Origin of the sequence: Amycolatopsis nigrescens CSC17Ta-90, from assembly GCF_000384315.1 — a bacterium.
GTDB lineage: Bacteria > Actinomycetota > Actinomycetes > Mycobacteriales > Pseudonocardiaceae > Amycolatopsis > Amycolatopsis nigrescens.
Map to the genome: position 1 here is coordinate 4,064,589 of NZ_ARVW01000001.1, position 25,347 is coordinate 4,089,935.

Genomic DNA, 25,347 nt, shown 5'->3' on the forward strand with positions numbered 1-25,347 from the left:
CTGAGAGTACCCACATTGTCTAGGATACGTGTTCAACAGACGGATGGAACGCACGCCCCAAGATGCCCCCGGTTGGCCTATTGCGTACACCGACCAGCGTATACCTGCGTGCTCTTTCCGGCCCGTCCCTACCGCCGGGCGTGTGTGGACAACTCCGGCCGACTACCGTCCGGCACGTTCGTCATCCGGCCGGGATCGTGGCTTCGGGCGGCGGGCACTGGCCGAGCTCGGTAAACGGCACACTCTGCCCGGTCGCCTGCGCCGGCACCGAGAACTCGAAGCAGCGCTTTGCCTCGAACGGCCCCGGCACGGCCGAGGCGACTCCGCGCACCATCACTACGGCCATGGTGGTTTGGCCAGAAGGGCGGACTTCAAGGATTTCTCCGGGGTATCGCGCTGTGGTTTCGCGCAAGTACTGTTCGACCGGCTGGCCATCAGGTGGCGGCTGCCCGAACTCGAGCGCAAGCGATTGCGCTGCGTGCTGGGCCGCAGCCAACGCTTTGTCGTTCGCCTCGTCTGAATCGAACATCTCCGAGAGGACCACGACGACCAAGATCGCGAGCAGCACCGTCAGGGTCGCGGCGACGATGACGACCCAGAAGGCCACCTTCGCCAGCCGCGATCCCTTGGGCGCATCCGCGATGTCACGGGGCATCACACGTCTGTGCGCCGACTACCGTCCGGCGCGTTCGTACTTGGGGTCGGACGGAGGTAGCTGGGCGACCTCCTGGCCTTCCATGATCTTATTCATCGCGCCGTAGAACGTGCGCGCTGGTGTCCTGCCACCGAACATGGTGCCCTTGGGACAGGTGATCACCGTGCCCGGCACGTCGCAGAGGCCGCCCTTGCCGCCTTCGGGCCGGAAGACCATCGCCGCGCCGGCCAGCTGCGGGGTGCCGCCGACGAAGGTGGCCGAGCCGTTCTCCTGGGTGGTACCGGTCTTGCCGATCAGCGGCCGGGTCCAGCCCGCGTTCGAGGCGGCCGCGGCCGAGGTGCCGCCGGGCTGCTCGTCCTTGCTCATGCCGACCGCGAGGCTGTTCGCGAGACCTTCCTCGACGACCTGCTCGCAGGGCTGCTCGGTGATCTGCTTTGGCTTGCCGTCGCGATCGGTCACCTGGCCGATCGGGGTCGGCGGGCACCACTTGCCGCCGCTGAGAATCGTGGCGGCCACGTTCGCCAGTTCCAGCCCGCTCAGCGGGGACGGACCGAGGGTGAAGGAACCCTGCCCCGGCGAGTTCTCCTTGGGACCGAAGAAGGTGCTCTGGCTGACGTTCTCGCCGGGCTCCTTCGAATCGGGCTTCACGGTGCCGCCGCCGAGGTTGCTGGCCATCGTCTCGCGCATGCCCAGCTTGCTGGCCATGTCGACCACCGAACCCATGCCCGCCTGTTCCTCGAGGATGACGAAGCCGGTGTTCGGCGAGGTGGCCAGCGCGCTCTGCAGCGACATCGAGCTGGGGTAGTTGGAGCCCTCGTTGTTGCTGAGGCAGTAGGCACGGGTGCCCCGCGCGACCGTCGGGCAGCTCGGCCCACCACCGGTGAACACCGACGAGCTGTAGCTGCCCGGTACCTGGATGTTGCTGAAGATCCCGGCCTTCCCCTCCTTCAGGGCCGCCGCCGCGGTGAAGATCTTGTAGCTCGACCCGGCGCCGCCGGTGTTGTAAACCCCGGACGGCAGGCCGAAGATGGTCTGCCCGGCGGCGGCATCCGGGCCGTAGTCCCGGTTCGCCGCCAGCGCCACCACCTCGTGTTTTTCCTTGCCCGGCCGCACCAGCGACAGGGTGTTGGCCACGTTCTTCTGCTTCTTGTTGACCTGCGACTCGGCGGAGACCTTGGCCTCGTGGTTGGCCTTCTGGTCCATGCTGGTCCGGATCGTGTAGCCGCCGGTGTAAAGGTCGTCCTTGGTCATCCCGGACTTGAGCAGGTAGTCCTCGACGTACTGGCAGAAGAAACCGTTCTCGGTACCGGCGCCGGTGCAGTTCGCGGCCGGCTTCTTCGGCGCCCCCGGGGTTACGCCCAGCGGCTCGGCCTTGGCCTTGTCCGCGTCCACCTTGGCCAGCTTCTGGTTGTCCACCATGCGATCCAGCACCAGGTCGCGCCGTTCCTTGGCCTTCTCCGGGTTCCGCCACGGGTCGAAGACGATCGGGTTGTTCACGATCCCGGCCAGCAGCGCGGACTGCGCCACGTTGAGGTCCTTCGCCTGCACCCCGAAGTAGGTCTGCGCGGCCGCGCCGATGCCGTAGATCTGCCGGGAGAACTCGACCACGTTCAAGTAGCCGGCCAGGATCTGTTCCTTGGTCATCTTGGTCTCGAGCTGGATCGCGATCCGCGCTTCCTTCAGCTTGCGGGCGATCGACACCTCCTGGGCCTTGGCCTGGCCCATCTTGGCCGCGTTGATGTCCTCTTCGCTGTCGCTCTTCGGCCGGTTGGTCACGTTGATCAGGTAGTTCTTCACGTACTGCTGGGTCAGCGTGGACGCACCCTGGGTGCTGCCGCCGCTGGTGCTCACCGCGGCCCGGATGGTGCCCTTCCAGTCCACCCCGTGGTGCTCGTAGAACCGGCGGTCCTCCACCGAGACCAGTGCCCACTTCATCGCGTCCGAGATCTGGTCCGGCGCGGTCGGGATCCGGTACTGCTTGTACAGCGTCGCGATCTGGTTGCCCGCCGAGTCGGTCACCGACGTGACCAGCGGCGGCGGCTCGTTCGCCAGATCGGCCGACATGCTGTCGACCGTCTCGCTGGCGCGGTTGGAGACCACCCCCGCCGCACCGACCACGGGGAACAGCACCCCGGCGACGAGCACCCCCGCGAGCAGACAGAGACCGACGAGCTTGAACAGACCATCCCTCTTACGCACGTGGCCAGGGTACGCGGAGGGGGTGTGAACGCCGTGACCTCGGACCCCTCATTATCACGAAACTGCGCGTCAGCGGTGACATCAGGTAACAAAAAAGATCCGACAACTTGGCGAGGGAACCGTGAGCGCCTACAGTCCGTCAACGTCTCACAAAGAATATCCGGCGGATGGGTGAGCGGATGAGTCCGCTTCGCCTAGTCGCCGGCGCCGGCGCCGGGGAGGCGCAGGCCGGCCGACGTGAGCAATAGGGAGGTCCGCCGGTGGTGACGGGGCATCGCCTCGCCTGCCCGCGGGATCGACACAGGGTAGGGAGCTGGGGGTATGGAAACCAACCAGTCGCACTGGCGAGTCAGCGCGTCCTGCCGGGACGCGGACCCGGACGGGTTGTTCGTACGTGGGGCGGAACAGAACAAGGCCAAGACGGTCTGCATGGGCTGTCCCGTGCGCACCGAGTGCTTGGCCGAGGCACTGGATCACCGGATCAATTTCGGCATCTGGGGCGGCATGACCGAACGGGAGCGCCGGGCCCTGCTGCGGCGACGCCCGGACGTCTCGTCCTGGACCGAGCTGCTGGAGTCCGCCAAGCGCGAGTTCGGTGAGCTGATCGAGACGCAGGCGGTCCGGGCCGGCTGAAGCGGCGGCTCAGGTCCTGCCGAGCTGGTCGCCGATGTCGCGCAGCCCGGCGATGTCGTGCACATCGCTGGGCAGCGCGGGCACCTCGACGATCTGCACGCTCGGGTGCGCCCTGGTGAACCGGGCCAGCAGCCGCTGCTCGCGCTCGGCCACCGCCACCCGGTCGGCGTGCAGCCGAAGTACCGCGGTGGCCAGCGGCGCTGCCTTGCCGTCCCGCTCCAGCGCGTCCGCGGCGGCCGTCGCGTCGCTCGCGGACAGATCGGCGAGCACCGGGTGGGTGCGGTTGGCGACCAGCCCGGCCAGCGGCATCGACTCCGCGGACAGCCGCTCCACGAAGTAGCTGGCCTCGCGCAGCGCGTCCGGTTCCGGGGCGGCCACCACCAGGAACGCGGTACCCGAGGAGCGCAGCAGCTCCGCGGTCTTGCGGGCCCGCTCGCGGAAGCCGCCGAACATGCTGTCGAAGGCCTGCACGAACGCCGACGCGTCGCTGAGCAGCTGCCCGCCGAGGATGGTGGACACCGCCTTGGCGAACATCGAGAACCCGGTGCTGACCACCTTGCGCAGGCCCCAGCCGCCGGCCTTGGCCGGCGCGGTGAGCAGTTTGATCATCCGGCCGTCCAGCGCGGTGACCAGCCGCGTCGGCGCGTCCAGGAAGTCCAGCGCGGACCGGCTCGGCGGGGTGTCCACCACGATCAGGTCCCAGTCGCCGGAACCGGCGAGTTGGCCCAGCTTCTCCATCGCCATGTACTCCTGCGTGCCGGAGAAGGACGTGGAAATGGTCTGGTAGAAGGGATTGGCCAGCAGGTTCGCGGCGCGCTCCGGCCCGGCGTGCACCCGCACCATGTCGTCGAAGGTGCGCCGCATGTCCAGCATCATCGCCCACAGCTCGCCCTTGGGCTCGAAGCCGGCGACCGCGACCTGCTTGGGCTGGTTGCCCAGCTCCCGCAGGCCGAGCGCCTGCGCCAGCCGCTTAGCCGGGTCGATGGTGAGCACCACGGTCTGCCGTCCGCGTTCGGCCGCGCGCAGCGCCAGTGCGGCCGCGGTGGTGGTCTTGCCGACCCCGCCGGAACCGCAGCAGACGATCACCCGGCTGGCCGGATCGTCGATCAGCGCGTCCAGGTCGAGGTCGTCGGGGGGCCGCTCGGTTTCCGCCATCACCGCACACCCTGGTCGGTCAGCGCCTCGGCCAGCTCGTACAGCGCGGCGACGTCCACGCCGGCGGTGATCTCGGGCAGCTCCAGGGTGGGTAGATCCGCCTCGGCGAGCTGGTCCCGCGCCCGCTGTTCCGCGGCCACCCTGATCGCGTGCTCCACGGTCTCCTCGACCAGCGCCTCCAGGGTGGCCTCCGGCAGCGCGAGGCCGGCGGACGCGAGCCCGGTGCGGACCCGGGAGGCGTCCACCCTGCCGTCCGCGGCGGCGGTCACCGACCTGGCCGGCAGCCGCGGCGGCCGGACCCGGTTCACCAGCACCGCGCCGGGCCGGAGGTCGGCGCCGTCGAGTTCGCTGACCGCCTCCACGGCCTCCCGCACCGGCATCTCTTCGAGCAGGGTCACCAGGTGCACCACGGTGCCGCCGGAGTGCAGCAACCGCACCACTCCTTCCGCCTGGCCGCGGATCGGGCCGGTCTTGGCCAGGTCGGTGAGCGCCTTGGTGACGTCCAGGAACTTGACCACCCTGCCGGTCGGCGGCGCGTCCACCACCACCGCGTCGTAGCTGTACCGGCCGTCGGACTCGGTGCGCCCGACGCACTCCTTGATCTTGCCGGTGAGCAGTACGTCCCGCAGGCCCGGCGCGAGCGTGGTGGCGAACTCGACGGCGCCCATCCGGCGCAGGGTGCGGCCGGCGAAACCCAGGTTGTAGAACAGCTCGAAGTACTCCAGCAGCGCGGCTTCCACGTCGATGTGCAGCGCCCGCACCTCGCCCCCGCCCGGGGTGGACGCGATCCGCTGCTCCGCGTACGGCAACGGCTCGGCGTCGAAGAGTTGGGCGATGCCCTGGCGGCCTTCGACCTCGACCAGCAGCACCCGCCTGCCGCCGGCGGCGAGCGCGATGGCCAGCGACGCGGCGATCGTGGTCTTGCCGGTCCCGCCCTTCCCGGTCACGAAGTGCAGCCGGGCGCGCGCGAGCTCGTCGGTCCAGCCGGGCAGCGGTGTGGTCACGTTCGCAGCCTAATTCAGGGCTTAACTAGCCAGCAGCATGACGCTGACCGCTGTCACCAGCACGACCACCGCCGTCCAGGCCACGACCGGCGGGAGCACGGTGAAAGTGAGCAGCCCGAGCAGCAGCAGTGCGGTGCAGGTCACAGCACCGGATACGGCGACCTGCCCGGAACTGTGCGTGCGGTCACGGACCTTGGCCATCACCACCGGCACCAGCACGATCCCGGGCAGCGCGAGCAGGGCCGTCGCGATGATGCGCCAGGTTTCCACGGTTCCACGTTAGCGATCAGCCGGCGCCCGATCCGTCCATTTCGGACTCAACGCTGGACGGGCACGCAGGGCACCGGCCGGGCGCCCGCCGGGTCGAGAGCGCCCAGCACGTGCCCGATCGCGTTCGGGTCGAACACGATGCCGACGTGGTCGACCTGGTCCGCCGGGCAGCTTTCCTGGAGCACCACGTTCCGCACGTTCGGGCCGTCGCCGAGCCCGCTGGTGTAGGGCACGATGTTCCGGTCGTACTCGGTGACGATGTTGGTGTAGCTGATGTTCGGCAGGAAAATGCCGCCTTCGTGCAGTTTGCGCAGCATCTCCGAGCCGGTGAGCAGGTCCGGGCAGGCGGCGCAGTTGGTCAGCAGCCCGCTGACCGCGCCGAGGCCGAGCGTGCGCAGCAGCCCGTAGATGTAGGCGAGGCCGAACAGGTTGGTGCCGCCCCAGATCGGGGCCAGGCTGACGTACCGGTTGATCTTGTCCTGGCCGCCGAGCAGTTTCGCGTAGTAGGTGGGCACCATGGTGCCCTGCGAATAGCCGACGATGTCCACTTTGCCCGCTCCGGTAACCGCACGGACCACCTCGATGAAGTCCCGCAGCTCCTTCGCGCTGTAGTCCATCGGCATCAGGCCGCCGACCACGTCGCCGGTGATCGGGCTGTCCGGCAGCACGCCGTAGGTCAGCGAGTAGGCGCAGTAGCCCTCGCGTTCGAGGACGGGCCCGATCTCGCGCCAGGTGCGTTCCTTGTTGTCGCCGGTGCCGTGCACGAGCACCACCGGTTCGGGGTGCGCCGCGCTCGGCCGGCAGCTCCAGTCGTTCACGCCGCGCGGGTTCGCGGCCGCCGCCGGCGCGCCGAGCGAACCGGCCAGCAGGACGAGCGCGAGCGTGACGATGCCTGGTCTGCGCAGGCGCATGAGGACCCCCGTTGACGTGTGCGACGAACCGTGATGGACACCTTCGAGATTCCTGGAGTTCGCGCTGGTCAGCTAGGACACATCAGGGTGGACTACCGGTAGCCGATGATTACTTTGAGTGAGCTGGTCAGGTCTTGGACCGGCAACTTGATGCGGTCGTTACGCTCGCCCCCATGAGTGCCACCAAATGGGAGTACGCGACGGTTCCGCTCCTGATCCACGCCACCAAGCAGATCCTGGACCAGTGGGGCGAGGACGGCTGGGAGCTGGTCACCGTGCTGCCCAACCCGAGCGGCGAGCAGCATGTCGCCTACCTCAAACGAGCCAAGAGCTAGCGGAGGCGGGCCGATGACCTGGAGTGCAAGGCTCGCCGAGCTCGGCATCGAGCTCCCCGCGGTGGCCGCCCCGCTCGCCGCGTACGTGCCGGCCAACCGGAGCGGCTCGTACGTCTACACCGCTGGACAGCTGCCGTTCGTCGACGGCACGTTGGCGGCCACCGGCAAAGTGGGCGCCGAGGTCAGTCCAGAGGAGGCCAAGGGCCTGGCCCGTACCTCCGCGTTGAACGCGCTGGCGGCGGTGCACGCGCTGGTGGGGATCGACTCGGTGGTCAAGATCGTCAAGGTGGTGGGTTTCGTGGCGTCCGCGGAGGGCTTCACCGGGCAGCCCGCCGTGCTCAATGGAACGTCCGAGCTGCTCGGTGAGATCTTCGGCGAGGCGGGCGTGCACGCCCGGTCCGCGGTGGGTGTCGCGGAGCTTCCGCTCGGTGCCCCGGTTGAGGTCGAACTGATCGTGGAGGTGTCCTGATGGACCCGGATATCGAGCTTGCTTGTCACGAACTGTTACTGCGACTGGCGGGCCGGCTGCCGGACCGGTTGCTGTGGCGCTTCCGCGACTGGCTCGGCGAGGGCGCGATGAGCACCCTCGCGCGCACGCTACCAAGATCTTTGCTTAAGCACAGCATTGACCTCGATCAGCCCGAGTACCGCCTGCTGGTCGCCGGACTGGTCCCGCACGGCGCCGATTGGCACCAGGTCAGTTCGACGCTTGGGGTAGACGACATCACTCAGACCGGGTACACATTCACCCGGAGTGCGCCCGAATGGGTGAACTCCGTCGACTCGGTGTCGGTATTGATTCACGCAACGTTGCGTGGTCGACCCGACGTGGGTGAAGTTCGGGAAAGCTGGCGGCACGGTGGTGTTTCCGGTGAGCGCGAGGCGAAGCGAGTACTGCTGATCACCGCGCTTTCCAGCATGCCGAGGCTGACCGGCGAACTGCAGCGGGTGATGCGCGTCCTGGGGGATGAGGAACCCAGCGTCGAGGTGATGCCGCCGCGGTTCGAACTTCCCGGGTACCACCAGGCCGCGCTCGCGAACTCGGAACTGGTTTGCGTTGGTGCGGTGGACACCGGGCATCGACTCGCCGCTGCGTGACGCTCGCTCCATCCGGCGAGCTGGAGGGAGTTGTTAGGGCATGGTCGACGTCCACGACGGACTCACGACCGAGGGGTTCGCGGTGCCGTTGCGACTGCACAACCTGCTGCTCACCTTGGCAGGTCGGCTGGATGACAGCGCGCTGTCCGAAGCGCGCGAGCTGGTCGCTCGGTCTCACCTCGCCGAGGCCATCGAGCTGGCCACCGGCGCGCTGATCGCCGGCAAGCTGCCGGTGACCGGCGCCGAGCAGCGCGAGCTGGCACTGGTGCTGGAGCTGAGCCGGTCCGACGCCACGCTGGCCGACCAGCTGACCGTGGACGAGGCCGCGCACGGGCCGGCCCACCGGTTCAGCGGGGACAACCAGCCGGAGAACGGCATCGCCGAGGCACTGGACCGCACCGTGCAGGTGCTGCCGGACCTGCGTGCGGTGCACGCGGTATGGCGCAACACCCCGGCCGGCAGCGTGCCCGGCCCGCTGCCGCAGCGGGTGGTGCTGGTGGAGATCGGCCCGGACGGCAACCCGCCCGCGGTGGCGTTCCGGGTGGACACCGCGCTGCGGCGGTCCGGGATCCGCTCGGTGGTCGAGGTCTGCGGTCCCGGTGCGGAGAAGGCCGGCTACCACGACCAGGCGCTCGGCTCGGCCACGCCGGTGTGGCTGGCAGGCGACCGCCGCTCGCACAGTTCGTCCCCGAGCCCGGTGCAGCCCGCCCCGGCGATGGCTTCGGCCCCGGTGGTCACCGAGTCGCAGGGCAGGCACACCGCCGAGCAGGACACCGTGGACGACGGCGACGAGGTGGGTATTCCGGAGGCGCGCCAAGAAACTCAGGCAGCACCAGGCGGGGCCGAAGACCGGGCCGAGAAAACGTCCGACATGAGCTCGGCCGAGGTGGCCCAGCTGCGGGCCGCGCTGGCGGAGGACCCGAGCCGCGGCAAGGCGATCGCGGCGGCGAGCCTGGACGCCGGCGAGGTGGTCGAGCTGCCGGAACTGGACCTGGACGACCCGCAGCTGTCCGACCGCGACCGCAAGCTCCTCCGCGAGCTGCACGCCGAGCTGGCCGAACGGGAACGCGCCGAGGCGGCCAAGATCAGGATGAACGGGGTCAACCGCGGCGGCGAGCAGAACAGCACCCGCTGGGTGGACGGCTTTTCCGGCGCCTAGGGGCGCCGGGGGTGAGATCCGTCGGGGCCTTCGGCCACGGCGAGTTCCACGGCGCGGGTCTCGCAGGTCACAGCAGTATTCAGTGGCTCTGGCAGTAGATCCTTCCGTACCGGGCGTATCTTTCGGGCGTGCCTGAACTACCCCAGAGACTGACCTTCGACGTGCCGCCGGGGTTCACCATGCGCCCCGATGTGGCGGAGCCGGTGACCCCGAAGGACGCGGCCACCGTGGTGCTGCTGCGCGACACCGATCGCGGCGTGGAGGTCTTCCTCCAGCGCCGGGTGGCCGCGATGGCGTTCGCCGCCGGGATGACCGTGTTCCCCGGCGGCGGTGTGGACCCGCGCGACGCGGACGCTTCGATCAGCTGGGCGGGCCCGCCGGCCGCGAAATGGGCGGTGTGGTTCGACTGCTCCGAGTCGCTGGCCCGCGCGCTGGTCTGCGCCGCGGTCCGCGAGATGTTCGAGGAGTCCGGGGTGCTGCTGGCTTCGGCCGGCGACGCCGTGGTCGAGGACACCTCGGTCTACGCCGGTGCGCGAGCCGCGCTGGAGTCCCGTGAGCTGTCATTGGCCGGTTTCCTCGCCGCCGAAGGGCTCACCCTGCGGGCGGACCTGCTGCGGCCGTGGTCGAACTGGGTGACCCCCGCGCAGGAGCCGCGCCGTTACGACACCCGCTTCTTTGCGGCCGTGCTGCCGGACGGCCAGCGCGCCGACGGGGCCACCACCGAGGCGGAGAGCTCCGGCTGGCAGCGGCCCGAGGAGACGATCGCGGACGCCACCGCGGGCCGTCAGAACCTGATGCCGCCGACCTGGATCACGCTGACCGAGATCGGCGACTACGAGAACACGTCGGAGGTGCTGGCCGCCGGACGCGAGATCAGGAAGATCAGCCCGGCGCTGGTGCGCGAAGGCGACCAGATCCGCATCGTGCTGGAGGAACAGTGACGCACCCGGCCTACGGCGTACTCCGCCCGGTGACCCCGATCGCGTCGGTGCTGCTGGAGAACAACCCGTCCGCGATGACCCTGGAAGGTACGAACAGCTGGGTGCTGCGGGCCCCGGGCTCCGCGTCGCACGTGGTGGTGGATCCCGGCTACGAGGATCCCGACCACCTCCGGGCGCTGGCCGGGGTGGCGCCGGTTTCGCTGATCCTGCTCACCCACCACCACGCGGATCACGCCGAGGGCGCGCCGTGGCTGGCCGAGCGGGTGGACGCGCCGGTGCGCGCCTTCGACCCGTCGCTCTGCCTCGGCGCAGAGCCGCTGGTCGGCGGCGAGGTGGTCTCGGCGGCCGGGCTCGAGCTGGAGGTGCTGCACACCCCCGGGCACACCGAGGACTCGGTGACCCTGCGGATCCGGCAGGACGGTACCGAGCTGGCGCTCACCGGGGACACCGTGCTCGGCCGCGGCACCACCATTCTCAGCGATCTCGGCGACTACCTGCGCTCGCTGCGGACGTTGATCGAGCTGCCGGCCGGCACGCTGGGCCTGCCCGGTCACGGTCCCGAGCTGCCCGATCTGCGCGCCACCGCGCGGGAGTACCTTGCCCACCGCGAGCAGCGGCTGGACCAGGTGCGGGCGGCGCTGGCCGAACTCGGTGCGGACGCCACCCCGCGCCAGGTGGTGGAGCTGGTCTACGCCGACGTCGACAAGGCACTGTGGGTACCCGCCGAGTACAGCGTCCGGGCCCAGCTCGACTACCTCCGCGAGACCGGCTAGCCGCTCAAGCGTTCGCCGCCATGAGAGCGGGGGCGGAGTCGTTGTTGCCGTCGGCTATCGGGCGGATGGTGCCGCGCAGCAGCCACACCAACCCGGCGATCAGCACCGCGCCGATCCCGGCGGCCAGGAAGGACGCCGGCGGGCCGCTGTGCTCCACCAGGTAGCCGCTGATCGACTGGCCGACGGCGAGGCCGAGGGTGATCGCGGTGAGCACCCAGCCGAACGCCTCGGCGGCGGTGCCGCGCGGCGCGACCATCTCGATGGCCGCGGAGTGCGTGGTGGACTGCGGGGTGATCAGCGCGCCGGCCGCGAGCATGGCCAGCGCCAGGCCCCACAGCGAGGACGGCAACGCGAGCAGGGCCACCAGCCCGCCGAACCCGGCGAGCAGCACCGGCAGCCGCAGCCGCATCGGGCGCGGCCACGGGCGCAGGCTGTACGCCACGCCGAAGGCCACCGAGCTCACCGACCACACCGACAGCAGCAGCCCGCCGATCGTCGGATGACCGGCCTTGGTCGCCGCGGCCGGCACCGCGACCTCGACGAAGCCGATCACCATGCCGAAGCCGAGCGCGGCCAGCGCCAGCGTGCGCATGCCGGGACTGGCCAGTGCGCCGAGCAGCCGTCCGCCGCGGGTTTCCGCGGGACCCCAGGCCCGCACGGTCGGGCTGAGCGCGAACATCAGCGCGCCGACGATCATGCAGAGCGCGCCGGCGACCAGGCCGGTGCCCGCCCACGGCGCGGCGACCAGCACCCCGGCCAGGCCGGGCCCGAGGATGAAGAAGACCTCCATGCTGATCGCCTCATACGAGAAGGCCGCGTTGCGGGTGGGGCCGGCGGGCAGCAGCCGTCCCCACAGCGCCCTGGACGCGGAGCCGACCATCGGTTCGCTGATCCCGATCCCGCCGGCGAGCAGCACCAGCACCGCGGTCGGCGCGTGCGCTTCGATGGCGAGCACCAGCGAGGTCATCGCGAGCGCGAACAGCCCAACGGTGACCAGCAGCGGCCTGGTCGGCCCGAACCGGTCGATCAGCCTGCCCTGCACCACCGAGCCCAGCGAGACGCCGACGAGCGAGCCGGCGGAGACCAGCCCGGCCGACGCGAACGAGCCGGTTTCGCGCTGCACGAAGAGCAGGGCGGAGATACCGATCATCGCGATCGGCAGCCTGGCCAGCAGTGAGGCCACCGCCGGACCGCGCGAGCCGGGGGCGGTCAGCGCGGTGCGGTAGTCGGCCAGGGTGGCATGGCCTTCGGACGCAGAGTGGGACACGAGTACCAGTATGCCTGATATTGGTACATCAGTACCAATTGTTTCCGGGCGACCTGCGTCACTCTCTCCCGGAAGTTTGATCTCGGTTGAGTAACGGTCACCGTCATATGCCCGGTTTCGCGCAACGAACCCGCGCTGATGGCGTCTGTGAGGGTGAACGGCCTTGAGTTTTGGGGTAGGGGTCGTGCGAAGGTAAAAGCAACAGAACGCGATTTCCAGCTCCCTCCGGCATACGGGTCGGGGCCTAGTCCGGAGGGCGGGGAGCGCGGGCCGTCGGGGGATGGTCCGCGCACAGCGAAGGGCCGGTGCGCCACGTCGGGGGTGGCGCCCGGCCCTTCGTTATGTTCTGGCTGTCATGTTTTCCGGCCCGACCGTCAGGCGGGCCGGTATCGGATCAGCGGGCCCGGCGGGCCAGCCGCTCCGGGTCCAGGATCAGCACGCTCTTGCCCTCCAGGCGCAGCCAGCCGCGATGCGCGAAGTCGGCGAGCGCCTTGTTCACGGTCTCGCGCGACGCGCCGACGAGCTGGGCGATCTCCTCCTGGGTCAGGTCGTGGCTGACCCGCAGCAGACCGGCCTCCTGGCTGCCGAACCGCTGCGCGAGCTGCAGCAGCGCCCTGGCCACCCGGCCTGGCACGTCGGTGAAGATCAGCTCGGCGACCATGTTGTTGGTCCGGCGCAGCCGGCGTGCCACCACGCGCAGCAGCTGCTCGGCGATCTCCGGCCTGCTGGAGATCCACTGGCGCAGCGCGGCACGGTCCATCGTCACGCAGCGCACCTCGGTCACCGTGGTCGCGCTGGACGTCCGCGGGCCGGGATCGAAGATCGACAGCTCACCGAACATGTCCGACGGCCCGAAGATGCCGAGCAGGTTCTCTCTGCCGTCCGGGGACTTGCGGCCGATCTTCACCTTGCCGGACTGGATGATGTAGAGCTTGTCGCCGGGTTCGCCTTCGTTGAAGATCACATGGCCCCGGGGGAACTCCACGCTTTCCAGGGTCTGCGCGAGCGCTTCCGCAGCAGCCGGCTCCACACCCTGGAAAATGCCCGCCCGGGCCAGGGTTTCGTCCACCTCGTGCCTCCTCATCGTGTGGCCACCGCGATCCTCATCCGAAGAGGAGCGTGCTGCCGATCACTATCGTGCAGTGTAGGTCCTGCGGGCCAGATCGCCCCTTGGCTCGCCGGGGCGCGCAAGAACCCGCCCAGCCGGGTGAGTACCGGGCACCGGAGGGTGCCCGTACGGATACCGGCAGTTCAGGCGGGTTCGCGGACGATCTCGCTCGACGGTGGAGCCTAACCCCGCACCTTTCGGGGCCGCAGCTTGGCCGCTCTTCCGCCGAGGCGGCGCAGCCTGAACAGCTCCAGCGCGCGGCCGATGCCGTGCCCGTAGAGCGCCCTGACCTCGTTCGGCTGGGCCTGCTCGAGGAACTCTTCGACGTCTTCCTCCTGCACGGCGACGTGCTTGAGGCGGCTCTCCACCCGCTCCATGAGCAGCGGGAACATCATCATCACGAACGGTACCGCGATTACCAACCAGACAGTCATGATTCCCTACTCGATACGCGTTCCGAAAGAGACACTGAAGGACATCGGGCGCTCGATGTAGCAGGCATTGACTCCAGATCCTCGCTCATGGCGTTCGATCTCTGCGCCAAGGTTCGGGCTGTGGCGTGTCGGCGTGCCGGCCCCACCGGGAGCCGGGTGCTCCCAGAACAGCCGTCGGATAGCGCCCGTAGGCTATCGGGGTGCCACCCGCAGTCGGAAACGCCCCCCGGAAGGGTGGCGTCCCCAAGCCCTCCGGAAACCCGGAAAGCCATCTCGCACTGGTGAGACGTGCCCGGCGGATGTTGCGTTGCCTCGGCGAGGGATATCCGGACGCGCACTGCGAGCTGGATTTCCGCACCCCGCTCGAGCTGCTGGTCGCGGTGATCCTGTCCGCGCAGACCACCGATGTCCGGGTGAACCAGGTGACCCCGGCGCTGTTCGCGCGGTACCGCACGGCGCGGGACTACGCCGCCGCCGACCGCACCGAGCTGGAGGAGCTGCTGCGGCCGACCGGCTTCTACCGGGCGAAGGCGAACTCGCTGCTCGGCCTCGGCGCGGCGCTGGTCGAGCGGTTCGACGGCGAGGTGCCGGCGAAGCTGGCGGACCTGGTCAGCCTGCCCGGAGTGGGCAGGAAGACGGCGAACGTGGTGCTCGGCAACGCCTTCGACGTCCCCGGCATCACCGTGGACACGCACTTCGGCAGGCTGGTCCGCCGGTTCGGCTGGACCGAGCTGGAGGACCCGGTGAAGGTGGAGCACGCGATCGGGGAGCTGATCCCGCGCAAGGAGTGGACGATGCTCTCGCACCGGGTGATCTTCCACGGCCGCCGCGTCTGCCATGCCCGCAAACCGGCCTGCGGCGCCTGCATCCTGGCCAGGGACTGCCCGTCCTTCGGTGCCGGGCCGACCGAGTTCGAAGCGGCCGCGAAGCTGGTCAAGGGACCTGAGCGGGACCACCTGCTGGCGATGCTGGAGCGCCCGTGACCGCGTTGACCAAAGGGGCGCTCGCGGCGGCCGTGCTGGTGCTGGCGGTGATCGTCGCGTTGCTGCCGAGGGACAACGACCCCGGCGGCAGCGCGACGATCACCGCCAATCCCGACCTCGGCGCCGCCAGGGCGCGGGCCGCGCTCCCGCCCTGCCCGGCCGGCGACGGCAGGGCAGGGGCGCTGCCCGCCATGGGCGAGGTCGCCGCGTCCTGCCTCGGCGACGGTGCGCCGGTCGACCTCGCCACCGCGCTGGCCGGGCGCACCACGCTGGTCAACCTGTGGGCCACCTGGTGCGAGCCCTGCAAGACCGAGCTGCCGGTGCTGGCCGCGTACGCCGCCCAGCCCGGTGCAGCGAACGTGCTCACTGTGCAGGGCGCCAGCTCCGCGGCGGACGGTCTCGAGCTGCTCACCCGGCTCGGTGTGCACCTGCCCGTGGTGCACGACGGCGACGGGCAGACCGGCCCGGTCCGCACCGCGCTGCGCGCCCCGGCCAGGCTGCCGGCGTCCTTCCTGGTGACCCCGGACGGGCAGGTCCGGCTGATCGGCGACCCGCCGGTGTTCGAAACCCCCGACCAGGTCCGCCGGGCCGTGACGGGCTCGCCGTGACCGGCCCGCTGGTGGACCTGGACACGGTCCCGGAGTGGCTGCGCCCGCTGGTGGAGATCAGCGGGACCCTCGACTCGCGCACGTTCACCCGGTTCCGTCCGCCCGCGGACAGGGCCACCCGGCCGGCGGCGGTGCTGATCCTGCTCGGCGAGGACGAGCGCGGGCCGGACGTGCTGCTCCTGCGCCGCGCGGACACCCTCGGCTCGCATGCCGGTCAGGTCGCCTTTCCCGGTGGCGTCGCCGATGCCGGCGACGACGGGCCGGTGGGCACCGCGCTGCGGGAGGCCGAGGAGGAGACCGGGGTCGACCCGGCCGGGGTGCGGCCGGTGGCCGTGCTGCCCGAACTGTTCGTGCCGGTGTCCGGTTTCGCGGTGACCCCGGTGCTGGCGCACTGGGAGAAGCCGTCGCCGGTGCGTCCGGTGGACTTCGCTGAGACGGCCGCGGTGGCCAGGGTGTCCGTGGCCGACCTGACCGACCCGGCGAACCGCTACCAGGTCACCAGGCCGGGCAGCGGCTGGCAGGGTCCGGTCTTCGAGGTGCACGGCCTGTTCGTCTGGGGGTTCACCGCCGGGCTGCTGTCCGTGCTGCTGGCGCTGGCGGGCTGGGAGCGGGACTGGGACCGGTCCGACGTCCGCGACCTCGAAGTGGCGTTGTCCGCGCACGAGACCCGCCTGGGTACTGTGCATGATCCGGATGCCGGAGGCAGGGAGTAGTTCGGTAGTGAACTGGGTCGATGTGCTGGTGGTGCTGCTCGCCGTGCTGGCGGCCGTCTCCGGTGCGCGCCAGGGCGTGGTGATCGCGCTGCCGGCGCTGGTGGGTGTCCTGCTCGGGGCGATCGCCGGTATCCGGCTCGCGCCGCTGGTCGTGGAGCTGTTCGACAATCCGGCGGCCAAGGTGGCGTTCGCGGTGGCCACCGTGGTGTTCCTGGTCGCGCTCGGTGAAACGCTCGGCGTGTGGGCGGGCCGCAAGGTCCGGCAGAAGATCAACATCGACAAGCTGCGCGGCGCGGACAGCACGCTGGGCGCGATCGTGCAGGGCGCCGTGGTCTTCGTGGTGGCCTGGCTGATCGCGCTGCCGCTGACCAGCGTCGCCGGGCTGCCCGGGCTGGCCTCGGCGATCAACAACTCGGCCGTGCTCGGCGGGGTCAACTCGGTGATGCCGCAGTCCGCGCAGGGCCTGCCGAACCAGCTGCGCAAGCTGCTCGACCGCTCCGGCTTTCCGTCCATTGTGGACCCTTTTCAGCGGCAGCCGATCACCGAGATCGAACCGCCGGACGTCGCGCTGCAGGAGAGCCCGGTGGTGCAGAACCTGCATCCCAGCGTGCTCAAGATCCGCGGCAACGCGTCATCCTGCTCGCGCGCGCTGGAGGGCACCGGGTTCGTCATCTCGCCACAGCGGGTGATGACGAACGCGCATGTGGTGGCCGGTACCGACGAGACCGCGGTGGAGACCACGGAGGGCCGGTTCCCGGCCAGGGTGGTCTATTTCGACCCGCAGACCGACGTCGCGATCCTCGCCGTGCCGAGGCTGGACGCCGAGCCGCTGACCTTCGCCCCGGAGCCGGCGCGGGCCGGGGACAGCGCGATCGTGCTCGGCTACCCGCTGGACGGCCCGTACACCGCCGAGGCGGCTCGGGTCCGGCAGCGCATCAACCTCCAGGGCCCCGACATCTACGACGCGAACACCGTGCGCAGGGACGTGTTCACCGTGCGTTCGAAGGTGCGCAGCGGTAACTCGGGCGGGCCGATGGTGGACCCGCAGGGCAGGGTGGTCGGCGTCGTCTTCGGTGCGTCGGTGGAGGACCCGGAAACCGGGTTCACGCTGACCGCGGCCGAGGTGGCGCCGGAGGTCGAGACCGCGCCTTCGCTCAGCGCCAGGGTCGGTACCGGCCCCTGCGCCGGCTAACTCGCAGGTCAGCCGTCGTGAGTGAAAAGTGTTGCTCCGGCAACGTTTTTCACTCACGACCGGACAGGAAGGCGAGCAGGGTCTTGCTGGTCTGCTCCGGGGCTTCCAGGTGCGGGAAATGGCCGATCCCCGGCAGCGACTCGAACTTCGACCGCGGGCCGAGCCACGGTGCCGACGCCCGCGCCGTCTCCTCCAGCACGCAGGGGTCCTGCGCGCCGTGCAGTTGCAGCACCGGCACCCCGGCGCGGGTGCCGACGGCGTCGGTGAACCGCCTGCCCTCCCCGCGGAACTGCGCGCGGAACGCCCAGCGGTAGTACTCCAGCGCGCTGTGCGCCACCCCGGGCACCAGCATCGCCTGGCGAAGCACCTTGGCGGTGGCGTCGAAATCCGCCGTCTCCGGCCAGGCCGGCCCAGACCACTTACGCAGCAGCGCGCCAACCCGCTCGGCATCGTCGCGCACCAGCCGCCGCTCCGGCGCCATCGGCAGCTGGAACCCGAACAGGTGCCCGGCCGCCCTGGCCTGGCTGGTGCGCCTGCGGCGCAGCACGGTCCGCGGGATCGCCGCCCGCAGCGCGAGCGGGTGCGCGCCGCCGAGCACGCTCACCGACGAGACGAACCGCGGATGCATGATGGCGGTGGACCAGGCGAGCATGCCGCCCCAGGCGTGCCCGACCAGATGGGCGTGGCGCTTGCCCAGCGCGCGGACCAGGCCGGTGACGTCACCGGCGAGTGTCCAGGCGTCGTAACCCCGCGGCGGTTTGTCCGAGTCGCCGTAGCCGCGCAGGTCGGCGGCGACCACGTGGAACCCGGCCTCGGCCAGTGCGCGCAGCTGGTGGCGCCAGGCCCACCAGAACTCGGCGAACCCGTGCAGCAGCACCACGGTCGGCCCGTCCGGGTGCCCGGCCTCGGCGATGTGCAGCCGGATGCCGTTCGCGGAAAGGTCCCGGTGCGTCCAGGGGCCGTCGATGCGGACGGTGGATGGATCGGGCGCCGGCACGAGGGACTGCTGGACGTTCAGCCGCGCACCACGGGCAGCTCGTGCTCGGTCTCGCGGCCGGGCTTGAGGGCGGCGGCGGTGTCCTTGAAGCTGTTGATCGTCCGCTCGGGCGCTCGGATCTTCTTCACCTTGCGGTAGCCAAGGAAGGCGAGGAACCCGGCGAAGCCGATCATCAGTGCGAACACGATGCCGAACGCGGCCCAGCGCTTGAACCACTCGGACAGCAGCTCGCCGAGGAAGAAAAAGAAGAAGAACGAGCTGTACAGCGCGATCACACCGGCAAGGATGAAGAAGACGGTGCCAAGCAGGCCCTTCTTGACCTCCTTGACGACCTCCGATTTCGCCAGCTCGACCTCGGCCCTGACCAGCGTCGACAGGTGCTGGGTCGCGTCGCTGACCAGCTTCCCGATCGACTCCTCGCCTGCGCCGTTCTCCTCGTCGCTGGACAGCGGTAGATAGGACACGGCCCCAGCACCGGCGGGGTCGTTGCGTTGGTGTTTGGGGCTGCTCACGGCGCCCATCGTGCCATGCGTCGCCAAACGAAGCTCGGTGGGCGCGCTATCCGGACGAAATTGCGCGTCCGGCGCTCGCTACTACTCATCCAGGTCGGCGTGTACTTTGCTGCGCCGCAACAGCAGCGCCGCCGCCGTCAGCGAGGCGATCGCGGACGCGATCAGCACGGCCGCCTTGGCCAGCTCGCTCGCCTCGCCGTCCAGTGCGAGATCGGCGATCAGCAGGCTGACCGTGAAACCGACCCCGCCGAGCAGCGACAACGCGCCGAGGTCGCGCCAGCCCATGTCGCGCGGCAGCTCGGCCAGCCGCAGTTTCACCGCCAGCAGGCTGGCGCCGAGGATGCCGATCACCTTGCCGCCGACCAGTCCGATCAGAATCGCCAACGGCAGCGCGCTGGTGAACACCGAGCCGAGCGAGTCGGCGCTGATCTCGATTCCGGCGGCGAACAGCGCGAACACCGGCACCGCCAGCGCGGCCGACCACGGCTGCAACCGGTGCTCCAGCCGGATGGCCGGGGCCTCCTCTTCGCCTTCGTCCGGCCGGACCCTGGTCAGCAGCCCGAGCGCGACCCCGGCGATGGTGGCGTGGATGCCGGCCGAGTGCACCGCGACCCAGGTGATCAGCACCAGCGGTACGTACAGCCACGACGAGCGCACCCGCAGGTGTTGCAGCCACGCGTAGAGCGCGAGCGCCAGCACCGCGACGCCGGCCGCGGCCAGGTTGAAGGTGGCGGTGAACAGCACCGCGATCACGATGATCGCGCCGAGGTCGTCCACCACGGCGAGCGAGAGCAGGAAGACCCTGGCGCTGCTGGGCAGGTTCGACGCGGTCAGCGCGAGCACGCCGAGTGCGAAGGCGATGTCGGTGGCCACCGGGATGGCCCATGCCCGGTCGATGCCGGGGGTGCCCCAGCCGATGCTCAGCGCGATCACCGCGGGCGCCACCATGCCGCCGATCGCGGCCACGATCGGCAGCGCCGCGGCCTTGAAGTTGGACAGCTCGCCGACCACCAGCTCGCGTTTGAGCTCCAGTCCCGCGACGAAGAAGAACAGGGCGAGCAGCCCGTCCTTGGCCCAGTCGCCGATGGAGAGGTTGAGGTGCAGCAGCTCGGGGCCGAGCTCGAAGTCCCTGATCGCGCGGTAGACGTCGCCGAGCGGGGAGTTCGCCCAGACCAGCGCGATCGCGGTGGCGACCAGCAGGATGATCCCGCCGGTGGTCTCGGTACGCAGGTAGCGGGCGAATTCCTGGACGGCTTTGGCCGGACGGCTCGGCTCGGCTGAGGTCACGCTGGCGGCTCCATGATCGGTCGGCTCTTACCTTTGCCGACCAGACTTCCCGGCGCACCTTTAACAACATTTTAGCGGCTTCGCTCTTGAATTCCCTACCAACTGTGGTGCCGCGCACCCGTCAGTTTGGGCAGGCTTACCATGCAAGGTGACAACGATGTCTAGACCACAAGGACGGGCGAGTTGTGAGTACCTCAGCCGAGGTGACGCGCGACAAGGGATTCTTCGGGCACCCACGAGGGCTGGCGAACCTCTTCGGCGTGGAGATGTGGGAGCGGTTCTCCTTCTACGGGATGCAGGGCATCCTGGCGATCTATCTGTACTACACGGTGGACCAGGGCGGTCTCGCGCAACCGGAGGCCACCGCGACCAGCGTCGTCGGCGCGTACGGCGGCATGGTCTATCTGTCCACCATCGTCGGCGCCTGGGTCGCGGACCGGCTGCTCGGCGCGGAACGCACCCTCTTCTACAGCGCCATCCTGATCATGATCGGGCACATCAGCCTGGCCCTGCTGCCGGGACTGACCGGGGTCGGCGTCGGCCTGGTCTGCGTCGCGATCGGCAGCGGTGGCCTGAAGGGCAACGCGAGCGCGCTGGTCGGCACGCTCTACAGCGAGAAGGACGAGCGGCGCGACGCCGGGTTCTCCCTGTTCTACATGGGAATCAACCTCGGCGGCTTCCTCGGCCCGATCTTCACCGGCCTGGCCCAGGACAAGATCGGCTTCCACTACGGCTTCGGCCTCGCCGCGCTCGGCATGGCGATCGGCCTGGTGCAGTACACCATCGGCCGCCGCAACCTCGGCGAGAACGCCGGTGTGGTGCCGAGCCCGCTGCCCGCTGCGGAACGGCCGAAGTTCATCGGCATCGGCGTCGCGGTGGTGGCGGTGGTCTTGGCCGCCATGCTGACCGGACTGGTGACCGCGGCGAACCTGGCGGACGTGGTGGCCGGGGTGACCGCCGTGGCCGCGATCGTCCTCTTCGGAGTGATCCTGAGCAGCCGCAAGGTGGAGCCCGTGGAGCGCAAGCGGGTGCTCTCGTTCATCCCGATGTTCATCGCCAGCACCGCGTTCTGGTCGCTGTTCCAGCAGCAGTTCACCGTGCTGACCATCTATTCGGACAAGCGGCTGGACCGGAACCTGTTCGGCTGGGAGATTCCGGTCTCCTGGGTCAGCTCGATCAACCCGGTGTTCATCATCGTGTTCGCCGCGGTGTTCGCCGCACTGTGGACGAAGCTCGGCCCGCGCCAGCCGTCCACTCCGATCAAGTTCGCGCTCGGCACCGGCATCATGGGGCTGGCGTTCCTGGCCTTCCTGCCGATGACCGGTGGCGGCGCCAACTCCGCCCCGATCCTCGGCCTGGTCGGCATCCTGTTCCTGTTCACCGTCGCCGAGCTGATGCTCTCCCCGATCGGCCTGTCGCTGTCCACGAAACTGGCGCCCAAGGTGTTCCGCAGCCAGATGGTGGCGCTGTTCTTCCTTTCCATCGCGCTCGGCTCGGCGTTGTCCGGCTCGCTGGCCGAGTACTACAACGAGAACAACGAGGCGCCGTACTTCGGCGTCATCGGTGGTGTCGCGATCGCGGTCGGCGTGGTCATCGCGGTGATCAGCCCGTTCATCCGGAAACTCATGTCCGGCGTCCGCTAACCGCCCGATTGTCCGTGAAGGCCACCTTCCCTACCTTCAAAGTAGGCAAGGTGGCCTTCACGGCATTCAGCCGGTGGTGACGCCGAAGAGGGCGCCGACGTAGTAGGTGACCAGCATGGTGATCGCGCCGACGCCGACATTGCGCAGTACCGCCCGCGCGGGACCGGCGTTGCCGAGCCGGGCGCTGACGAAACCGGTGAGCGCGAGCCCGGCCACCACGGCCGCCGCGCAGGCCCAGACGCGCAGGGAGACCGGTGGCAGCGCGATCGCCAGCAGGGGCAGCAGCGCGCCGATCGAAAACGAGCCGAAGGACGCCCACGCCGCCTGCCACGGGCTGGTCAGATTGTCCGGGTCGATCCGCAGTTCGGCGTCCGCGTGCGCCTGGAGAGCGTCCTTTTCGGTCAGCTCCCTGGCGACCTCCGCGGCCAGCGCGGGGGAAAGCCCGCGCTGCTCGTAGATGCCGGCGAGTTCGCGTTCTTCCGCCTCCGGCATGGTTTTCAGCTCTTGCTTCTCCAGCCGCAGCAGCGCGCGCTCGGTGTCCCGCTGGGTGCTCACCGAGACGTACTCGCCGCCGGCCATGGAAAGCGCGCCGGCGACCAGGCCGGCCACCCCGGCGACCAGGATCGAGGTCCGCTCGGTGGTCGCACCGGCCACCCCGACCACCAGGCCGGCCACCGAGACGATTCCGTCGTTCGCGCCGAGCACGCCGGCGCGCAGCCAGTTCAGCCTGCCGCCGATGTCTTCGTGGTGTTCGCCGTCATGGGCCTGTTCGGTCACCGCCACAGTCAAACACGGAACGCGCCGCATCGCCGGTGCCGCGAATTCGGCGCCGGAGACAGAAAAAACCCCGTTTCCGGGACGGCCATCGATCGACCGCCCCGGGAAACGGGGCCGTGTTTCAGTTGTCGAGCTCGGCGAGCGCCTGCTTCGCCTGCTCCAATTCGGCTTCGAGCTGTGCCACCTTCGCGGCCTGCTGCTCGCGGGCGGCGTTGATCACTTCGTCGATCGGGATGGACAGCTCCTCGTGCAGTTCCTTCGCCGCGCGGGAAACCGCGGCGGCCGGGATCTCCAGCCCGCGCGCGACCCACTTGCTGCCGTGCTTGAGCTCGGCCTGCCATTCACCGTCGGCGGTGCCGGTGACGGTGAGCGTCAGCTCCACCGTGCGGGTCTTCTTCGCGGCGGGGCCCTTCGGCCTGCCGCGCTTGGGCTTGGCGCCCTCGGCAGCTTCACCGGTGGCAGGGGCCTCGGTGTCCGTTGCGGTCTCGGTGGCCGGGGTGTCGGTAACCTCGGGAGCCTTCTGCTCTGGTTCTGTCAAGGAATCCACGGTCATCGTCGGTGTTGTCTCCTTGCCCGGATTGATGGGTACTCCCGGCGCACAGGGTAGAACATTCGTTCGACTACCCGGCGCCAGGGGTGGTCTGGGCCGTTATCGCCGGGAGGCACCCCGGATTATTCTTCGCCCTTGCCGGTGTTCAGCCCGGTCGAGATCAGGTCCATGACCGAAGAATCGGCGAGAGTGGTGACGTCGCCGACTTCGCGGTTCTCCGCGACATCACGGAGCAACCGACGCATGATCTTGCCAGAACGGGTCTTCGGCAGCTCGGGCACGACCATGATCTGCCGCGGTTTGGCGATCGGGCCGATCTCCTTGGCCACGTGGTTGCGCAGCGCCTGCACCGCTTCGGCGCCGCCGGCGGTGTCGCTGTCCGCGCTGCCGCGCAGGATCACGAAGGCCACGATGCCCTGCCCGGTGGTCGGGTCGGTCGCGCCGACCACGGCCGCCTCGGCCACCGTCGGGTGCGAGACCAGCGCGGACTCAACCTCGGTGGTGGAGATCCGGTGCCCGGAAACGTTCATCACGTCGTCCACCCGGCCGAGCAGCCAGATGTCCCCGTCGTCGTCGTACTTCGCGCCGTCGCCGGCGAAGTAGAAGCCCTGCTCGGAGAACCGCGACCAGTAGGTCTCCTTGAAGCGCTCGTTGTCGCCCCAGATCCCGCGCAGCATGGCCGGCCACGGCTTGTCCAGCACCAGGTAGCCGCCACCGCCGTTGCCAACCTCGGTGGCCGAGTCGTCGACCACCTTCGCCGAGATGCCCGGCAGCGCGCGCTGCGCCGAACCCGGTTTGGTGGAGGTGACCCCCGGCAGCGGCGAGATCATGATCGCGCCGGTCTCGGTCTGCCACCAGGTGTCCACGATCGGCGCCTTGCCCGCGCCGATGTTCTCCCGGTACCAGATCCACGCCTCGGGGTTGATCGGCTCGCCCACACTGCCCAGCACGCGCAGCGACGACAGGTCGTACTTCTGCGGGATCTCGTTGCCCCACTTCATGAAGGTGCGGATCAGCGTGGGCGCGGTGTAGTAGATGGAGACCTTGTACTTCTGCACGATCTCCCAGTGCCTGCCCTCGTGCGGGGTGTTCGGCGTGCCTTCGTAGACGACCTGGGTGGCGCGGTTGGCCAGCGGCCCGTACACGATGTACGAGTGCCCGGTAACCCAGCCGATGTCCGCCGTGCACCAGTAGACGTCCTGGCCCGGCTTGTGGTCGAACACCACGTTGTGCGTGTACGCGACCTGGGTCAGGTAGCCGCCGGAGGTGTGCAGGATTCCCTTCGGCTTCCCGGTGGTGCCGCTGGTGTACAGGATGTACAGCGGGTGCTCGGAGTCGAAGGCCTCCGGCTGGTGCTCGGTGGACTGCGCCTCGACCAGCTCGTGCCACCAGAGGTCGCGGCCGTCGGTCCACGGCACCTCGCCGTCGAGGTCGGCGCCGGTGCGCCGGACCACGAGCACCTTCTCCACGCTGCCCGCGCCTTCCAGCGCCTCGTCGACGTTGGCCTTCATCGGCGCGGCCTTGCCTCGGCGGTACTGCCCGTCGGAGGTGATCACCACCCTGGCCGCGGCGTCGTCCACCCGCGAGCGCAGCGCGGTCGGCGAGAACCCGCCGAACACCACGCTGTGCGTCAGGCCCAGCCGCGCGCAGGCCAGCATCGCGATGATCGCCTCGGGGATCATCTGAAGCTGGATCGCCACCCGGTCACCGGCGACAAGGCCGAGTGACGCGAGCCCGTTGGCGGCCTTGGAGACCTCGTCCTTCAGCTCGGCGTAGGTGAGGTCGCGGGTGTCGCCTGGCTCGCCGACCCAGTGGATCGCGATCTGGTCCCCGTGCCCGGCCTCGACGTGCCGGTCCACGCAGTTGTACGCCACGTTGAGCTTGCCGCCGACGAACCACTTCGCGAACGGCGCGTCCGACCAGTCCAGCACCTGCGACCACTTGGTGTCCCAGCTCAGCCGCTCGGCCTGTTTCGCCCAGAAGGCGTCCCGGTCCGCGTCCGCTTCGCCGTAGAGTGCCGCGGGCGCGTTGGCCTGCGCCGCGAACTCCTCGCTCGGCGGAAAGGTCCGGTTCTCCTGGAGCAGGTTGTCCAACGCTGGGGACTGCTCGGTCATGGTGCAAGGCCTCCTGAAATTGCGGATTC

Annotated in this window: 27 protein-coding genes; 12 read left to right on the forward strand and 15 right to left on the reverse strand. The window is 69.7% G+C overall.

The annotated features are described in order from the left end of the window. Nucleotides 1-181: 181 nt before the first annotated feature. Nucleotides 182-655 (reverse strand): hypothetical protein, encoded by a 474-nt coding sequence (locus AMYNI_RS0119225; protein ID WP_020669666.1) that lies wholly within the window; start codon nucleotides 653-655, stop codon nucleotides 182-184. Between the two features lie 18 nt (nucleotides 656-673). Then, on the reverse strand, nucleotides 674-2,854 hold the full coding sequence (locus tag AMYNI_RS0119230; protein ID WP_020669667.1) for a transglycosylase domain-containing protein: 2,181 nt from the start codon (nucleotides 2,852-2,854) through the stop codon (nucleotides 674-676). 321 nt (nucleotides 2,855-3,175) lie between these two features. Between AMYNI_RS0119230 and AMYNI_RS0119235 the strand changes: the two genes are divergently transcribed. Next, nucleotides 3,176-3,487 carry a WhiB family transcriptional regulator gene (locus AMYNI_RS0119235; protein WP_020669668.1) on the forward strand — a complete coding sequence of 104 codons (312 nt, stop codon included), beginning with the start codon at nucleotides 3,176-3,178 and terminating at the stop codon, nucleotides 3,485-3,487. Nucleotides 3,488-3,496: 9 nt separating this feature from the next. Here the strand turns inward: AMYNI_RS0119235 and bagB are convergent, their stop codons facing one another. Genes bagB through AMYNI_RS0119255 form a run of 4 tightly spaced genes read right to left on the reverse strand, consistent with a single transcriptional unit; the run spans nucleotide 3,497 to nucleotide 6,827 of the window. After that, the gene (gene bagB / locus AMYNI_RS0119240) at nucleotides 3,497-4,642 is read right to left on the reverse strand and encodes an ATPase BagB (RefSeq protein WP_020669669.1); all 1,146 of its coding nucleotides are present in this window, start codon (nucleotides 4,640-4,642) and stop codon (nucleotides 3,497-3,499) included. Continuing rightward, the gene (gene bagA / locus AMYNI_RS0119245) at nucleotides 4,642-5,646 is read right to left on the reverse strand and encodes an ATPase BagA (protein WP_020669670.1); all 1,005 of its coding nucleotides are present in this window, start codon (nucleotides 5,644-5,646) and stop codon (nucleotides 4,642-4,644) included. Before bagA ends, bagB begins: the two co-directional genes overlap by 1 nt. Nucleotides 5,647-5,667: 21 nt before the next feature. After that, nucleotides 5,668-5,916, reverse strand: coding sequence for a hypothetical protein (locus AMYNI_RS0119250; protein ID WP_020669671.1), 249 nt, complete (start codon nucleotides 5,914-5,916; stop codon nucleotides 5,668-5,670). Between the two features lie 47 nt (nucleotides 5,917-5,963). Further along, on the reverse strand, nucleotides 5,964-6,827 hold the full coding sequence (locus AMYNI_RS0119255; RefSeq protein ID WP_020669672.1) for an esterase/lipase family protein: 864 nt from the start codon (nucleotides 6,825-6,827) through the stop codon (nucleotides 5,964-5,966). A 173-nt stretch (nucleotides 6,828-7,000) separates the two neighbouring features. Between AMYNI_RS0119255 and sp36 the strand changes: the two genes are divergently transcribed. From sp36 to AMYNI_RS0119285, 6 genes are all read left to right on the forward strand, one after another. Next, complete coding sequence (sp36, locus tag AMYNI_RS49120) at nucleotides 7,001-7,162, forward strand: Sp36 family protein (protein WP_020669673.1); 162 nt, start codon at nucleotides 7,001-7,003, stop codon at nucleotides 7,160-7,162. Nucleotides 7,163-7,175: 13 nt separating this feature from the next. Continuing rightward, on the forward strand, nucleotides 7,176-7,631 hold the full coding sequence (locus tag AMYNI_RS0119265; protein ID WP_020669674.1) for a RidA family protein: 456 nt from the start codon (nucleotides 7,176-7,178) through the stop codon (nucleotides 7,629-7,631). After that, nucleotides 7,631-8,260 carry a hypothetical protein gene (locus AMYNI_RS0119270; protein ID WP_020669675.1) on the forward strand — a complete coding sequence of 210 codons (630 nt, stop codon included), beginning with the start codon at nucleotides 7,631-7,633 and terminating at the stop codon, nucleotides 8,258-8,260. Before AMYNI_RS0119265 ends, AMYNI_RS0119270 begins: the two co-directional genes overlap by 1 nt. Before the next feature lie 40 nt (nucleotides 8,261-8,300). Then, the gene (locus AMYNI_RS0119275) at nucleotides 8,301-9,419 is read left to right on the forward strand and encodes a hypothetical protein (RefSeq protein ID WP_020669676.1); all 1,119 of its coding nucleotides are present in this window, start codon (nucleotides 8,301-8,303) and stop codon (nucleotides 9,417-9,419) included. A gap of 179 nt (nucleotides 9,420-9,598) precedes the next feature. Beyond that, nucleotides 9,599-10,360, forward strand: a complete 762-nt coding sequence (locus AMYNI_RS0119280) for an NUDIX hydrolase (RefSeq protein WP_051116531.1) — start codon at nucleotides 9,599-9,601, stop codon at nucleotides 10,358-10,360. Beyond that, the gene (locus tag AMYNI_RS0119285; RefSeq protein WP_020669678.1) at nucleotides 10,357-11,133 is read left to right on the forward strand and encodes an MBL fold metallo-hydrolase; all 777 of its coding nucleotides are present in this window, start codon (nucleotides 10,357-10,359) and stop codon (nucleotides 11,131-11,133) included. Before AMYNI_RS0119280 ends, AMYNI_RS0119285 begins: the two co-directional genes overlap by 4 nt. 4 nt (nucleotides 11,134-11,137) lie before the next feature. On the opposite strand, the gene AMYNI_RS0119290 is transcribed toward AMYNI_RS0119285, so the two are convergent. The 3 genes from AMYNI_RS0119290 to AMYNI_RS0119300 all read right to left on the reverse strand — a co-directional run bounded on the left by AMYNI_RS0119290 (nucleotide 11,138) and on the right by AMYNI_RS0119300 (nucleotide 13,942). Continuing rightward, nucleotides 11,138-12,400, reverse strand: a complete 1,263-nt coding sequence (locus tag AMYNI_RS0119290; RefSeq protein ID WP_020669679.1) for an MFS transporter — start codon at nucleotides 12,398-12,400, stop codon at nucleotides 11,138-11,140. 394 nt (nucleotides 12,401-12,794) lie between these two features. Beyond that, nucleotides 12,795-13,469, reverse strand: a complete 675-nt coding sequence (locus AMYNI_RS0119295) for a Crp/Fnr family transcriptional regulator (RefSeq protein ID WP_026360654.1) — start codon at nucleotides 13,467-13,469, stop codon at nucleotides 12,795-12,797. A gap of 221 nt (nucleotides 13,470-13,690) precedes the next feature. Next, nucleotides 13,691-13,942: a hypothetical protein gene (locus tag AMYNI_RS0119300; RefSeq protein WP_020669681.1), complete on the reverse strand. Its 252-nt coding sequence runs from the start codon at nucleotides 13,940-13,942 to the stop codon at nucleotides 13,691-13,693. Nucleotides 13,943-14,241: 299 nt separating this feature from the next. On the opposite strand from AMYNI_RS0119300, the gene nth reads away from it, so the two are divergent. The 4 genes from nth to AMYNI_RS0119320 are packed head-to-tail and all read left to right on the forward strand — an operon-like array spanning nucleotide 14,242 to nucleotide 17,438. Continuing rightward, nucleotides 14,242-14,925, forward strand: coding sequence for an endonuclease III (nth, locus tag AMYNI_RS0119305; protein WP_020669682.1), 684 nt, complete (start codon nucleotides 14,242-14,244; stop codon nucleotides 14,923-14,925). Further along, nucleotides 14,922-15,533 (forward strand): TlpA family protein disulfide reductase, encoded by a 612-nt coding sequence (locus AMYNI_RS0119310; RefSeq protein WP_020669683.1) that lies wholly within the window; start codon nucleotides 14,922-14,924, stop codon nucleotides 15,531-15,533. Before nth ends, AMYNI_RS0119310 begins: the two co-directional genes overlap by 4 nt. Next, entirely contained in the window at nucleotides 15,530-16,246 is a 717-nt protein-coding gene (locus AMYNI_RS0119315) for an NUDIX hydrolase (RefSeq protein ID WP_020669684.1), read from the forward strand. Before AMYNI_RS0119310 ends, AMYNI_RS0119315 begins: the two co-directional genes overlap by 4 nt. 7 nt (nucleotides 16,247-16,253) lie before the next feature. Further along, a complete protein-coding gene (locus AMYNI_RS0119320) occupies nucleotides 16,254-17,438 on the forward strand; it encodes a MarP family serine protease (protein WP_020669685.1) in 1,185 nt (394 codons plus the stop codon). A 49-nt stretch (nucleotides 17,439-17,487) separates the two neighbouring features. Here the strand turns inward: AMYNI_RS0119320 and AMYNI_RS0119325 are convergent, their stop codons facing one another. The 3 genes from AMYNI_RS0119325 to nhaA all read right to left on the reverse strand — a co-directional run bounded on the left by AMYNI_RS0119325 (nucleotide 17,488) and on the right by nhaA (nucleotide 20,234). Beyond that, complete coding sequence (locus AMYNI_RS0119325) at nucleotides 17,488-18,435, reverse strand: alpha/beta fold hydrolase (RefSeq protein WP_020669686.1); 948 nt, start codon at nucleotides 18,433-18,435, stop codon at nucleotides 17,488-17,490. A gap of 17 nt (nucleotides 18,436-18,452) precedes the next feature. Beyond that, nucleotides 18,453-18,956: a phage holin family protein gene (locus AMYNI_RS0119330; protein WP_020669687.1), complete on the reverse strand. Its 504-nt coding sequence runs from the start codon at nucleotides 18,954-18,956 to the stop codon at nucleotides 18,453-18,455. 72 nt (nucleotides 18,957-19,028) lie between these two features. Further along, nucleotides 19,029-20,234, reverse strand: a complete 1,206-nt coding sequence (gene nhaA, locus AMYNI_RS0119335; RefSeq protein WP_020669688.1) for a Na+/H+ antiporter NhaA — start codon at nucleotides 20,232-20,234, stop codon at nucleotides 19,029-19,031. Between the two features lie 185 nt (nucleotides 20,235-20,419). Here nhaA and AMYNI_RS0119340 point away from each other — a divergent pair, with 185 nt between their 5' ends. Beyond that, a complete protein-coding gene (locus tag AMYNI_RS0119340) occupies nucleotides 20,420-21,877 on the forward strand; it encodes a peptide MFS transporter (protein ID WP_026360656.1) in 1,458 nt (485 codons plus the stop codon). A gap of 66 nt (nucleotides 21,878-21,943) precedes the next feature. Here the strand turns inward: AMYNI_RS0119340 and AMYNI_RS0119345 are convergent, their stop codons facing one another. The 3 genes from AMYNI_RS0119345 to acs form a co-directional block, all read right to left on the reverse strand. Continuing rightward, nucleotides 21,944-22,684: a VIT1/CCC1 transporter family protein gene (locus tag AMYNI_RS0119345; RefSeq protein ID WP_051116341.1), complete on the reverse strand. Its 741-nt coding sequence runs from the start codon at nucleotides 22,682-22,684 to the stop codon at nucleotides 21,944-21,946. Between the two features lie 91 nt (nucleotides 22,685-22,775). Next, nucleotides 22,776-23,207: a DUF6319 family protein gene (locus tag AMYNI_RS0119350; RefSeq protein WP_020669691.1), complete on the reverse strand. Its 432-nt coding sequence runs from the start codon at nucleotides 23,205-23,207 to the stop codon at nucleotides 22,776-22,778. Nucleotides 23,208-23,326: 119 nt separating this feature from the next. Then, complete coding sequence (gene acs, locus AMYNI_RS0119355; protein WP_020669692.1) at nucleotides 23,327-25,318, reverse strand: acetate--CoA ligase; 1,992 nt, start codon at nucleotides 25,316-25,318, stop codon at nucleotides 23,327-23,329. Nucleotides 25,319-25,347: the final 29 nt, after the last annotated feature.

Bases quoted from the DNA above. Each gene is read 5' to 3' on its own strand.
- AMYNI_RS0119350 (WP_020669691.1), bottom strand. From the start codon at position 23,207: ATGACCGTGGATTCCTTGACAGAACCAGAGCAGAAGGCTCCCGAGGTT.
- sp36 (WP_020669673.1), top strand. From the start codon at position 7,001: ATGAGTGCCACCAAATGGGAGTACGCGACGGTTCCGCTCCTGATCCAC.
- AMYNI_RS0119235 (WP_020669668.1), top strand. From the start codon at position 3,176: ATGGAAACCAACCAGTCGCACTGGCGAGTCAGCGCGTCCTGCCGGGAC.
- bagB (WP_020669669.1), bottom strand. From the start codon at position 4,642: ATGGCGGAAACCGAGCGGCCCCCCGACGACCTCGACCTGGACGCGCTG.
- AMYNI_RS0119255 (WP_020669672.1), bottom strand. From the start codon at position 6,827: ATGCGCCTGCGCAGACCAGGCATCGTCACGCTCGCGCTCGTCCTGCTG.
- AMYNI_RS0119300 (WP_020669681.1), bottom strand. From the start codon at position 13,942: ATGACTGTCTGGTTGGTAATCGCGGTACCGTTCGTGATGATGATGTTC.
- nth (WP_020669682.1), top strand. From the start codon at position 14,242: ATGTTGCGTTGCCTCGGCGAGGGATATCCGGACGCGCACTGCGAGCTG.
- AMYNI_RS0119265 (WP_020669674.1), top strand. From the start codon at position 7,176: ATGACCTGGAGTGCAAGGCTCGCCGAGCTCGGCATCGAGCTCCCCGCG.
- AMYNI_RS0119275 (WP_020669676.1), top strand. From the start codon at position 8,301: ATGGTCGACGTCCACGACGGACTCACGACCGAGGGGTTCGCGGTGCCG.
- AMYNI_RS0119345 (WP_051116341.1), bottom strand. From the start codon at position 22,684: ATGCGGCGCGTTCCGTGTTTGACTGTGGCGGTGACCGAACAGGCCCAT.
- AMYNI_RS0119280 (WP_051116531.1), top strand. From the start codon at position 9,599: ATGCGCCCCGATGTGGCGGAGCCGGTGACCCCGAAGGACGCGGCCACC.
- AMYNI_RS0119330 (WP_020669687.1), bottom strand. From the start codon at position 18,956: ATGGGCGCCGTGAGCAGCCCCAAACACCAACGCAACGACCCCGCCGGT.
- AMYNI_RS0119270 (WP_020669675.1), top strand. From the start codon at position 7,631: ATGGACCCGGATATCGAGCTTGCTTGTCACGAACTGTTACTGCGACTG.
- AMYNI_RS0119225 (WP_020669666.1), bottom strand. From the start codon at position 655: ATGCCCCGTGACATCGCGGATGCGCCCAAGGGATCGCGGCTGGCGAAG.
- acs (WP_020669692.1), bottom strand. From the start codon at position 25,318: ATGACCGAGCAGTCCCCAGCGTTGGACAACCTGCTCCAGGAGAACCGG.